Genomic DNA, 12,647 nt, shown 5'->3' on the forward strand with positions numbered 1-12,647 from the left:
CTCATTACCTTTCATTTCACAATATTCAGACATAATCAACTATCAGCCGGCAATTCACATCAGCCACTATCATCCATGATACCTCTTGACCAAACCTTATTTAAATAACGCAAAGGCTTTCAATAGCGCTTCGTCAATCTTCGGATTGACATTACCAACAGGCTGACGCGCCGGTCCGACAGGATAGCCCAGAAGATTCATGGCCCGTTTCACAACAGAATTGGGGTTGCCCAATTTCATTACATCGCGCAGGGGCCTGATGCTGATTTGTTGTTGGTTCGCTTCCTCGATCTTACCCTGCTCCCACAATTTATAGATGCTTATGATCCGCTCAGGAAATACATTGGACCAACCCGCAATCGCCCCGCTTCCCCCGGCTAATAAGGTCCAAAGAATTAACGAATCGTTACCGGCAAGAATGGACAACCTTCTGTCGGTATCTTCAATATATCTTAGAGTATTATCAAAATTACCGCTGCTGTCTTTAACTCCGGCAATGTTGTCATATTGGGCAAGCTTACGCACGGTTGTATAATCAATATTATTACCGGTCCTGGCCGGCATGTTATAAAGAAGGATCGGTAAATCAACGGATTGAGCAATCTGACTAAAATGATTGTAAATATCATCCTGTGATACGGCGACGAAATAGGGGGAAACGATAGATAACGCATCAACGCCTAAATCCCTGGCTTTTTGCGACAAAACGATGGTTTCCCGGGTACTGATACAACCGGTGCCCGCATATACCGGCACCCTTCCTTTCGTCTCGTCCATGACTATTTTGATTACTGCCAGTTTTTCCTCGGTAGTGAGTGCATACACTTCCCCGTTTGTACCAAGAGGAAATAAACCGTTGATGCCGCTGTTTATCAGCCTGTTAACCTGATTGCGCAATTCCTTCTCATTGATTTCCTCATTTTCCGTCATGGGGGTAACGATTGGCGTAATAATTCCTTTCGGTTTAAACATATTACCAACTCTTTTCTTAATATTTTTTGCTCTAACTCATTTAAAAACCGGCTCAAAAACTTTTCTGGCAAGCCATTTGTGCTCCTAATCGAAGCGACTCGGTCATGCTCCGGCTATCGGCAATACCTTTTCCGGCAATATCAAATGCCGTGCCATGATCTACCGAGGTCCGGATGAAAGGCAAGCCCACTGTAACATTGACCCCATTTTCAAAACCCAATAGTTTGATGGGAATGTGTCCCTGGTCATGATACATAACAACCACAATATCAAATTGCTTTTTTATAGCGGTACGGTAAAAAACCGTATCCGGAGCAATAGGGCCAATGGCATGGATCCCCTTTTGCCGGACCAGCTCAACCGCCGGCGCAATTTCTTCCATGTCCTCCCTGCCGAATAAGCCGCCCTCACCGGAATGAGGATTTAATCCGGCGACGGCAATGCGCGGCCTGTCAATACCCAGCAGTTTCAAAGCCTGATCGGCTAACTCGATCACCCGCAGCACCCGCTCCTTTTTTATCAGATCACAGGCATTGCGAAGTGAAACATGGGTTGTTGCGTGAATAACCCGGAGTGAACCGCCGACCAGCATCATTGCGTAATTTTTTACTCCCCCTAACTGAGCCAGAATTTCAGTGTGGCCCGGAAAATGATGTCCGCCGAGATTCAGCGCTTCTTTATTTAAAGGCGCCGTCACCACGGCATGAATTTCCTTTTTTAAAGCATAATTTATCGCTTTTTCAATATATTCATAGGCCGCTTTTCCGGCCCTGGCGTCAATAGTCCCCCAAGGCAGATCCGCCGGCAGATTGCTAAGATCTATGATATCAATGACGCCATATTCGCTACCGGCAGCCTCCGGGCCATCCACTGCCCGGCACTGTAAACCGGCGCCGGCAATTTCCACTGCCCGTTCCATAACTTTTTTATCGCCAATAACCACCGGCCGGGCAATGGTGTATATTTCCCGGTCCATTAACGCTTTAGCGATAATTTCCGGACCGATACCCGCAGCATCCCCCATAGTAATTCCTAATATTGGTTTCATGTCTTTTCTCCCCAATTTTGTTTGCATTGTACTTTTTCAAATTTCCTTCTGACGTTCATCGCCTCCCTTCCTGCTATTCCCTTTCCTGTTCTTCATCCCCCTTTCCCTTTATAGCTTGTGCCCCTTTAATAAGCGCCCGGTCATCGCCAAAAGCCCCGGCCTTGGTCACCACCCGCATACCGCTAAACGGACCGCCGTTTAAGCGTCCTATGGGAATACCCGGAACCACCTCCGCCAGAATTTCCAGGCTGCCCGCCCCCAACGCACGGCAGACATTAACCGCCGTATCGCCGCCGGTCAGCACCATGCCGGCTAGTTGTATCTTTTTGGCCAGCTCAAAGGCAATATGACCCAAAACGACGGCAATCCGGTTACTAATTTCATTCTTGTCCAGCCCAAATCGCCCGCCTGCCGTTACTGCGCTGTCCACCGCATCTGCGGCAACGGCACTGGCAATTACCACATCATTTCCCGCCATGAACAGTTCGTTAACCGTAAGAACACACCGTTCCACCTCCTTATACCAGTCATTTAAGACTGCCGACGCATTCACTTCGATAAGACGGGTTGCGGATTGCTGCAAAAATATTTCAATTTGCTTGCGGGTAATCCGGCTGACACTGCCGGCAACAATTAGGACCGGACCGCCTACCGGCGTATTATGGGATTTGCTATCAGACTGCCAGCCATATAATTCAGGCAGCCTCTCGGCCAAACCGGCCGACCCGACCCATAAAACCCTGTTATAAACCATCGCTGCAGCCGCAATTTGCCGCAGGTTGTCATCCGTAACGGCGTCGAAAACAAGCCATTTCTCACCCAGATTTAGCCGGGTGGCGATCGCAGCCTGAATGGCCGTTATCCCTTCCGTAACCACCGGCAATGGAATGAATCCCACCTTGCATTTCGTTTGTTGCTTTAAAAGCTCCGGTAAACGGGATTCCCTCACCGGCGACTTTGGATCCTCGGCAATCTCCGTCCAAGATACCGGCATCTGGTTTAATAAATGATAGCTGCCGATGGTAATCCGGTTATTGCCGGGAAAGGCGGGAGCAATCACGATAAGCTCCGGCTGGAAAATATCCGCCGCCGCTTCAATTTCAGCCCCCAAATTTCCCCGCAATGTCGAATCAACCTTTTTATAAACTTTACGGACGCCAGCCGCCTGCAAGGTTTGACAGACTCTTTGAACCTTGTCATAAGCAACGGCCGGTGTTGCGGCCCGGCTATCCGTATCCAGGACAAGCACATCGGCTGAATCGGACAAACCGTTTTGCCCGATTGCATCCAGCAGTACACAGCTGGTTATACCGAATTTGGCAAATTGAACGGCCGTATCATTGGCGCCTGTTAAATCATCAGCAATTACCGCCATCTTTATCACATTTATCACCTGATCCATAACTGAATTATCTATATATTTAAAAACATTGCAAGATTAATGCCAATTGCCCAAGAGGCAAAAACCGCCTAGTTCCGGCGGCCAAAAGAAAAAATGTGTTGCTTAATGCAACACATTTAATGCAAGACGAAACGCAACTATTCTTTTCGCCGCTCCCGGCAATTCAGTTTGCGCCACAGCGTGGTCCGGTGAATTCCCAGGCGGGCTGCAGCTCTGGAATAATTATTTTCTTCTTCCGCCAAAACTCTGGCTAATGTTTTTTGCTCTACTGCGGCCAAATTATCCGAACCATCCTCCGCCGGAAAATCATATCCTCCCCATTGCTGCTTTCCTTCACCAAACGACTCCCGCAGATCCTTCTCCGTAATCACCGGTCCTTCACTTAACAGCATCGCCCGTTCCAACGTATTGGCAAACTGCCTGATATTGCCGGGCCAATCGCAAGATTGAAGAAACGGGACGGCATCGGGGCCAATCCCGGTAATCCGCGGATTAATTTGCTCCATTTTTTGCATCATTTGCCTTGCCAGGTCGGGAATATCCTCCAGCCGTGCCCTAAGCGGCGGCATGTGAATGCGTAATATATCCAGACGATAATAAAGATCCTGGCGAAATTTTTTCTGCTCCATCAATTCGGGCAAATTCTGATTGGTAGCGGCAATAATCCGTACATCTACAGGAATCATACTGTCACCGCCAAGACGCATCACTTCCTTTTCCTGCAAAACCCGTAAAAGCCGGGATTGAAGCGGCAGCGTCATTTCACCAATTTCATCCAAAAACACCGTGCCGCCGTGAGCCAATTCAAAAAGCCCCTGCTTGCCGCCCTTTTTAGCACCGGTAAAAGCGCCTTCTTCGTAACCAAACAATTCACTTTCCAGCAAACTCTCCGGCAAGGCGGCACAATTCACCGCAACAAACGGTCCATTTTTCCGCTTGCTTAGATTATGGATGCTTTGCGCCAACATTTCTTTGCCGGTCCCCGATTCACCGGTTATTAAAACCGTCGATTGCGTTACTGCATACTGGGCCGCTTTTCTTTTGACCGCCTGCAAGGCCGGTGAAGAGCCCGCCATATCAATTATTTTAATCCGGGCAACTAATCCTTTGGCAAAAAGTTTTTTGCGGACAGTCTGCTCAAACTGCTGTAATTGGGAAACATTTTGGAGAGTGGCAACGATCCCGGCGACTTCCCCCCGCACTTTTATGGGAACACTCTTTACAGCAACCGTTTTATTGCCGACCCGCTGAATATCGCCAATGTCAGTTGCCGATAACTGAAACTGGGGAATTACTTCCTGAATCGGGCGGCCTATTGCATTTAAACTGGAAACCCGGAAAATGGTTTCCGCCATGGGGTTAAAAATGGTTATGTTGGAATCTACATCCGTCGCAATGATGCCGTCTGTGGAAGTATCAATTATCGTCCGCAGCAATTCCGACCTTTCCTGTTCCTTACGGCGTACCTGCGCCACCATTTGCGCCTCTTTAATCGCTTTATACACTGCCTCTTTACCGGATTGAATCAACACGCCCTGCATTCCGAACCGGGGTGCCAATTTAACCGAAATGGCGTCCCCCACAATCATCTGAATCCCTTCGCGGGCGGCAGCGGCAATCTTAGCCGGCGCTTCTTTTTCATTCTCCAGGGCAATTTCCTGAAACGAGATTCCCCAGAGGGATTCCAAATCTTCGCAACCATAAATAACATTCTTAAAACCCGCTATCCCCACTTTTTCCGGATAATTGCCGGTTTGATGAAGAGCCCGCAACACATCCAGCACTGTAACCTGAATATTTACGATCGGTATGTCTACCTGTTCGGCAATAAGGGATGCTGTCCCGCCGCGGCTCACAATGACTTCAACGCCCTCGGCTGCGGCCTGCCCGGCGAGAACCGTTCCGGCGTGAAGATCCCCCTCTGCTATTTTGATTCGATTCGAATCAGCGAAACGCTCATTCACAACTTCTTGCGCCACCTTTTTCAGATCACCAAATGGCGCCACAACTAAAACGGATGCATCCATTTTTTTCCTCCCCCCACTCAATCAGACTATTTATGTGGGCAAATTCACTTTGTTGACGGGTATAGGCTAGTCGAAGTATGATAAAACATAAATCACCAACCGGATAATCTGAGGAGGTTTCTAACGATGTTGATTGATAAGAAAAGCGATTTTGACCATACAGAACTGACGTTTAACGAAATCGATGCGGGATTCACCACCAGGGAAGCCATCTCAGAAGCCAAACGCTGTCTCAACTGCGCCAAGCCTTTATGCCGGACAGGCTGCCCGATCGAAAATGAAATCCCCAGTTTTATACAAGCACTTGCCAAAGGAAATATCGGCGAAGCCAGTTCCATAATTGCCCGGCGCAGCAATCTTCCCGCCGTATGCGGCCGGGTCTGTCCTCATGAAAAACAATGCGAAGCGGCCTGTATCTTGAACAAAAAGGGCTGCGGCATAAAAATCGGCAAACTGGAACGGTTCATAGCCGATTTCGATGCCGAAATGGAAATCAGTCCGGTCAGCAAAAAGGAAACAGCGAAGGGCAATGTGGCTGTAATTGGTTCTGGACCGGCCGGGTTGACTGTAGCCGGTGATCTTGCCAAACTTGGCTTTGATGTTACCGTTTTCGAGGGACAAACCGAGCCGGGAGGAGTGCTCATGTACGGCATTCCCGAGTTTCGGCTGAATAAAGAAGTCGTGCGCCGTGAAATCCGCCGCATCGAACGCTGGGGTGTGACCTTCCGGACCGGTGTTTTAGTAGGTCCCGATGTGACGGTGGATCAGCTATTTACCGAAGGCTATGATGCCATCTTTATCGGTACCGGAACGGCTCTCCCCAAGATGCTGGAAATCCCCGGCAACTCCTTGCCCGGCGTCATTCAGGCCACTTATTTTCTGGGCATGGTAACCTTAGCCAACAACGGCGGACTGGGTCAAAAAGAAATTCCGATACACGCCGGCGATCAAGTCCTTGTCATCGGCGCCGGCAATGTAGCCATGGACGCAGCCCGTACGGCCCTTCGCGTCGGTGCGGACAGCGTTACGGTCGTTTACCGCCGGACGGAAAAAGAGATTACCGCCCTAAAATCAGAATTTGAAGAAGCCAAAGCCGAAGGAGTAAAATTTCAATGGCTGATGAGTCCCGTCCGTTATATAGGGGAAACCAGTGTTAACGGCCTGGAATGTGAGCGACAGGAACTTATTGCCGGCGACAAAGTCGGCGGTACAGGCCAACATGAAATCCTCCCCGCCAATAAAGTTGTCCTGGCTATCGGCCAGCGGCCGGCGGCCCGTATTGTCTCCACGACTACCGGGATCGAAGTCAATACCAACGGCTATGTAATCACCAAAGAACGGCCTTATGGCATGACTACCCGCCGCGGAGTTTTTGCCGGCGGTGATGTGGTCCATGAACCGGCAACGGTGGTGTTGGCTATGAAAGAGGCCAAAAAGGTAGCCGCCGGCATTGCCAGTTATGTAGATGCCAAAAAACTTATGGAAGAATGCGGCGCCTAAAAAAATGTGGGTTAATAAGCCTTTTTTACTTCAATTTTATACTTTTTCAATTTCCGGTAAAGGGTACTGCGGTCCATACCCAAAAAATCGGCGGTCTGCGTAATATTAGATCCGTGCTTATTTAAAGCGTCAATAATTCTGTTTTTTTCCGAAACGGCTGGCGTATGGCTGCTACTGCCAGTCCCAAGTATTGGTTCCCAGTCATCCCAATATTTGGCGACGACATCGGCTGTAATCGTCTTTTCTTTAACAATTACCACCAATCGTTCGATGAAATACATCAATTCCCGTACATTTCCCGGCCAGGAATGCTTTTCCAAATAAACATAGGCATCAGCGGCCATTTCCAGCTTTTTGCCGGAACATTTTTTATGATACTCAAAAAAATAATTGGCCAGGCACTTTACATCCCCATCTCGCCGGCGCAAGGGTGGCAAATGGATGGTCAATACTTTCAGGCGGTAAAATAAGTCCTGCCGGAACTGTCCGCTTTGAACCAGTTCCGGCAAACTTTTATTCGTAGCCGCCACAAACCTTATATCAACCGGAATATACTTGTCATCACCCAGCCGCATTACCTGCTTTTCCTGCAATACCCGCAGCAGGCGGCTTTGTCCGTATTTGTCCATTTCGGAAATTTCATCCAGGAAAATAGTGCCCCGGTGGGCCATTTCAAACAGGCCCGGCTTTCCTTTCCTGGTAGCACCGGTAAATGCTCCTTCCACATAGCCAAACAATTCACTTTCCAGCAAACTTGGCGGCAAAGCGGCACAATTCACCGCCACGAATGGGCCGTTTTTTCGCTGACTCTGATTGTGAATGCTTTGTGCAAACAGTTCTTTACCGGTTCCCGACTCACCGGAAATTAGAACCGCCGCATCCACAGCGGCAATTTCTTGGGCAATCCGTTTGGTTTCAACAATCTGCCTCGATACCCCTAAAATATCGCTAAACTGATATTTAGCCGCCATTTTTCGAGCCAAAACTTCATTGCGGATTTTAACTTCCATCTCCTGAATACGGGTAATATCCTGAAACGTAGCAATCGCGCCAATGATAACATGGTCAACAAGGATCGGCGCAATATTTACGCTGATCCATATTTTCCCGATTTGAAGAGTTTGGCCAATGGTCTCCCGTCCTTCGTCCAAACAGGCGTCAATATTAATAAAATTCAGTACGGAATCTATTTTTTGTCCGAGCATATCCTGGGCGGAACGGTTTAACAGACGTTCCGCCGCCGGATTAAAAACCTTGATTATTTTCTCGCGGTTTATGCTAATGATGCCTTCGATGGAATAATCGACTAATGCTTTAAATTCTTGGGCCTTTTCTTGCTCAATTTTCCGTCCCAAAATTATCTTTTGCGCTTCCAAAAAGGCTGTCCGGATAGATAATTCTCCTGATTTAACTAACAGTGTTTTATATCCTTTTTCTTTTGCCATTATAATCGTTTTTATACCGCCAACCACGATATCGGCATCGGTTTTTGCCGCTTCTTCCACCTTAGAGGGAATATCTTCGGTTTTTTCCAGAGGATAAATCGTCAAATCAATCCCCAGAATTCGAGAAAGAATTTCAATATCATAAAGCATGTTGCTAAAAGCAACCATAGCAACTTTCGGCCGGGACAACCCGGTAATTTTTTTTGCCTCATAAAATACCTGGGCCAAATCCTGGCCGGTAATCGGAATTTCAACCACGGGAATCTTGACCCCGGATTGAATCATTACCCTGGCTGTTCCGCCCCGGCTGACAATGACCTGCGCTTCTTCGTTCTGCAATTTTTGGGCTAGCCGTATGGCTTTTTTTAACCGGGCAAGGTAGATATCCACTTTATTATCCAGACCAAGTTCTTTAACAATTTTCTTTCCCTGCAAAAACAGTTGCTTATCCGGAGCAATAAAAGCTATCTTGGACAATCCATTCGCTCCTTTCCTCAAAAAATTTACACCAGCATATGATTCATTCTACCTCTGGGTTGTTTAAAATACAACAAGTGTTGTATCATCTACCACAATTGTTGTTCTATCGAATTCCAAAAATCCAGTCAATTTAATATTTTTTGATTGGCATAAATTTTGCAATAAATACCTAGGTCAACATTGACAAGATAACAAGGTTTTAAATTAGTAAAGAAACGGAAGGATGAAAAAATGGACGGTACCGTAGCTCAACAAGAAAAACCTCTTTATATTAAGCTGAATGCAAAGGATAATGTGGCGATTATTGTCAATGCAGGCGGATTGCCGCAAGGCACTCTTTTTCCCTGTGGCCTTGAACTCAGGGAACCTATCCCGGAAGGGCATAAAGTAGCCTTAACCGATTTAAATCAAGATGAACCAATTATTCGTTATGGAGAAATCATTGGTTATGCAGTCCGGCCCATAAAAAAAGGCAGCTGGATTGATGAATCGTCGGTTATGCTGCCAACCCCGCCAAACTTAGATGAATTGCCGCTTGCCAATAATGTGCCGGAATTGCAGCCGCCGCTCACGGGCTATACCTTGGAAGGGTACCGTAATGAAGATGGCAGCGTCGGGACCAAAAATATTCTCGGCATTAGTACCAGTGTCCAATGCGTGGCCGGCGTCCTTGACTATGCAGTGCAGCGAATTAAAGCGGAAATTCTCCCTAAATATCCCAACGTGGATGATGTAATTGCCTTAAATCATAACTACGGCTGCGGGGTGGCCATTAATGCGCCGGAGGCTAAAATCCCGGTCCGCACCCTGCAAAATTTGGCAACCCACCCCAACTTTGGCGGAGAAGTTTTAATTGTCGGTCTGGGCTGTGAAAAATTGTTGCCGGAAAAATTAGTACCCGCCGGAGCAGCTGCTACTGTCATTTCTTTGCAAGACCAGCCGGGATTTTCCTCAATGGTTGAAACAATTATGGCCGCAGCGGAAGAACGATTGGCCCGATTAAACCGTCGCCAACGGGTAACCTGTCCTGTTACCGACTTGGTGGTCGGTTTGCAATGCGGCGGCAGTGACGCTTTTTCCGGTGTTACGGCCAACCCGGCCGTAGGGTACGCGGCGGATTTATTGGTCCGGGCCGGCGCGACCGTTTTATTTTCCGAAGTGACGGAAGTACGCGATGCCATTCATTTATTAACGCCTCGGGCTGTTAATGAACAAGTTGGACAGGCTTTAATTCAGGAAATGAAATGGTATGACCATTATTTGCAACTGGGAGAAGCCGACCGGAGCGCCAATCCGGCCCCCGGTAATAAAAAAGGCGGTTTAGCCAATGTAGTGGAAAAATCGCTTGGCTCGATTGCCAAATCAGGCACCAGCCCGATTGCCAGCGTGTTACCTCCCGGGGAGAAGGCAAAACAGAAAGGCCTTATTTATGCGGCAACGCCGGCAAGTGATTTTATTTGCGGCACATTGCAACTGGCTTCCGGCATCCACGTCCAGATTTTCACTACCGGCCGGGGAACCCCCTATGGATTGGCAATGGTACCGGTAGTGAAAGTAGCAACCCGGAATTCTTTAGCCAATCAATGGCCGGATCTGATTGATGTTAATGCCGGCAAAATTGCCACTGGGGAAGCAACCATTGAGGCAATCGGCTGGGAAATTTTCCGTCTGATTCTGGACGTTGCCAGCGGCCGGAAACAAACATGGGCTGAACACTGGGGACTCCATAATGCCTTATGCTTATTTAACCCCGCCCCGGTAACCTGATGCGTTTTCCTTTTTGTTTTTATTAGCACTATAAAAAAAGAAAGGGGCTTTTTCTGTTGGAAATAAAAGGAGTGATTCCACCGCTGATTACACCAATCGATGAAAATGAGAAACTGGATACGGCCGCTTTGCGAAATTTGATTGAACATGTTATCCAAGGCGGGGTTCACGGTGTTTTCGTTCTTGGAAGTACCGGGGAATTTTATGGGTTAGACTTTGAAGAGAAGATCAAAGCCGTAGAGGTGACAATGGAGCAAGTAAATGAAAGAGTGCCGGTATACGTGGGCGCCAGCGCGATTACCACCAAAGAATGCATTAAACTGGCCCGCCTGGCTAAACGATACAAGGCAGCCGCTGTGACCGTTCTAACACCAATGTTTATTACCCCTAGTGACAAAGAACTATATATCCATTTCCGAACCATTGCCGAAGCGGAAGAAATCCCTTTCGTTCTCTATAATAATCCTGACCGGACCGGGGTAAATATGTCGGCGGAGCTGATTGAAAAATTGGCTGATGTTCCCAACATTGTGGGAGCGAAAGATACCAGCGGTGATATGACATTAACGGCAGAGTACATTCACCGTACTAAAGATAAAGACTTCAGCGTTATGGCCGGTAAAGATACTTTGATTTTAGCGACCCTGGCTTATGGGGGAACAGGCTGTGTCGCCGGGACGGCCAATGTTGTGCCGGAATTGGTGGTTGAAATTTATGACAAATTTAAGGCCGGCAATCTCCGCGGCGCCCTGGATGCCCAATACCGGCTTTTTCAATTGCGGCTCGCTTATAATTTGGGCAGTTTTCCTGTGGTGCCGAAAGAGGCGCTGAATCTTATGGGAATTCAGGCTGGTCATCCGATTAAACCGATTCAGCATATGGATGATGCCAATAAAGCAAAATTGAAAGAAATCTTAATTAAGATCGGGGCAATAAAATAGAGAAGATTGGCTGATTGATCTACAATAATTATGTAATGGGGGAATTCCTTTTGGTAAATAACCATGCAACTTCCCAAAAAACCAATGTCCGTTATTTCATATTAGCTATATTATTTATTGTCACTACCGTAAATTATGTTGACCGGGCCACATTATCTATGGCTGCGCCGGCAATGCGTAAAGATTTGGCACTTAACCCGGTATCAATGGGATATGCTTTTTCTGCCTTTGGCTGGGCTTATACGGCTCTTCAGGTTCCAGGCGGCTGGCTGCTGGACAAATACGGCTCCAGGCTGGTATATGGATTAGGATTATTTTTCTGGTCACTGTTTACCTTTATGCAGGGAATGATCGGTTTTATTAGCGGCATTAGCGCTTTTCTAATGCTGTTTGCTCTCCGTTTTTTAATGGGGTTTAGCGAAGCCCCGGCTTTTCCGGCCAACAGCAGGATTACTACCATGTGGTTCCCGACTCATGAACGGGGACTGGCAGCTGCCATTTTTAACTCCGCCCAATATTTTGCCCTGGCCGCATTTAGTCCTTTAATGGGCTGGATTCTAGCCATATTTGGCTGGCGTCATATTTTTTATACCATGGGCTTTATCGGGATGATTATGGCCTTTATCTGGTTTAAAGTAATCCGCGAACCGAAAAATCACCCCGCCGCCAATCAGGCTGAGCTGGACTATATTCAGGCTGGCGGCGGCCTGGCCAAGGAAGGGGATAAAAAAACCGACATAAAATGGTCATATATTCAGGCCCTTATCACCAATCGCATGATGATCGGCGTCTATTTCGGGCAATTTTGTCTCAACACGATTACCTGGTTTTTTTTAACCTGGTTTCCAACTTATTTGGTACAAGCGAAAGGATTGTCAATCATTAAAGTAGGTATTTTCGCTTCCATCCCTGCTATTGCCGGTTTTGCCGGCGGAATTCTCGGCGGCTATATATCCGACTGGCTGTTACGGCGGGGGATGACGCTTACGGCAGCCCGTAAAATACCGATTATTCTGGGTCTGATTCTTTCCGGCAGCATTATCCTGGCCAACTATGTAACCGCCA

The 12,647-nt window shown here is 47.6% G+C and carries 9 protein-coding genes; 4 read left to right on the forward strand and 5 right to left on the reverse strand.

All coding sequences use genetic code 11. The features are described from left to right. Window positions 1-96: 96 nt before the first annotated feature. The 4 genes from dapA (LUCIF_RS14570) to LUCIF_RS14585 form a co-directional block, all read right to left on the reverse strand. Window positions 97-972, reverse strand: a complete 876-nt coding sequence (dapA, locus tag LUCIF_RS14570; protein WP_122628616.1) for a 4-hydroxy-tetrahydrodipicolinate synthase — start codon at window positions 970-972, stop codon at window positions 97-99. Window positions 973-1,024: 52 nt separating this feature from the next. Then, a complete protein-coding gene (pdxA, locus tag LUCIF_RS14575) occupies window positions 1,025-2,020 on the reverse strand; it encodes a 4-hydroxythreonine-4-phosphate dehydrogenase PdxA (RefSeq protein WP_122628617.1) in 996 nt (331 codons plus the stop codon). Between the two features lie 73 nt (window positions 2,021-2,093). Next, on the reverse strand, window positions 2,094-3,422 hold the full coding sequence (locus LUCIF_RS14580; protein ID WP_207857723.1) for a four-carbon acid sugar kinase family protein: 1,329 nt from the start codon (window positions 3,420-3,422) through the stop codon (window positions 2,094-2,096). Between the two features lie 137 nt (window positions 3,423-3,559). Then, window positions 3,560-5,449 carry a sigma-54-dependent Fis family transcriptional regulator gene (locus tag LUCIF_RS14585; RefSeq protein WP_122628619.1) on the reverse strand — a complete coding sequence of 630 codons (1,890 nt, stop codon included), beginning with the start codon at window positions 5,447-5,449 and terminating at the stop codon, window positions 3,560-3,562. A 126-nt stretch (window positions 5,450-5,575) separates the two neighbouring features. On the opposite strand from LUCIF_RS14585, the gene LUCIF_RS14590 reads away from it, so the two are divergent. After that, window positions 5,576-6,949 (forward strand): NAD(P)-dependent oxidoreductase, encoded by a 1,374-nt coding sequence (locus tag LUCIF_RS14590; protein ID WP_122628620.1) that lies wholly within the window; start codon window positions 5,576-5,578, stop codon window positions 6,947-6,949. Between the two features lie 11 nt (window positions 6,950-6,960). On the opposite strand, the gene LUCIF_RS14595 is transcribed toward LUCIF_RS14590, so the two are convergent. Then, window positions 6,961-8,871, reverse strand: a complete 1,911-nt coding sequence (locus tag LUCIF_RS14595) for a sigma-54-dependent Fis family transcriptional regulator (protein WP_122628621.1) — start codon at window positions 8,869-8,871, stop codon at window positions 6,961-6,963. Between the two features lie 234 nt (window positions 8,872-9,105). Here LUCIF_RS14595 and garD point away from each other — a divergent pair, with 234 nt between their 5' ends. From garD to LUCIF_RS14610, 3 genes are all read left to right on the forward strand, one after another. Beyond that, window positions 9,106-10,641: a galactarate dehydratase gene (garD, locus tag LUCIF_RS14600; RefSeq protein ID WP_122628622.1), complete on the forward strand. Its 1,536-nt coding sequence runs from the start codon at window positions 9,106-9,108 to the stop codon at window positions 10,639-10,641. Window positions 10,642-10,697: 56 nt separating this feature from the next. Next, a complete protein-coding gene (gene dapA / locus LUCIF_RS14605; RefSeq protein ID WP_207857726.1) occupies window positions 10,698-11,582 on the forward strand; it encodes a 4-hydroxy-tetrahydrodipicolinate synthase in 885 nt (294 codons plus the stop codon). A 50-nt stretch (window positions 11,583-11,632) separates the two neighbouring features. Beyond that, a partial coding sequence (locus LUCIF_RS14610; protein ID WP_207857735.1) for an MFS transporter occupies window positions 11,633-12,647 on the forward strand: 1,015 nt, incomplete at its 3' end.

It is taken from the genome of Allolucifera butyrica (assembly GCF_900476375.1).
Lineage (GTDB): Bacteria > Bacillota > Negativicutes > Sporomusales > UPPP01 > Lucifera > Lucifera butyrica.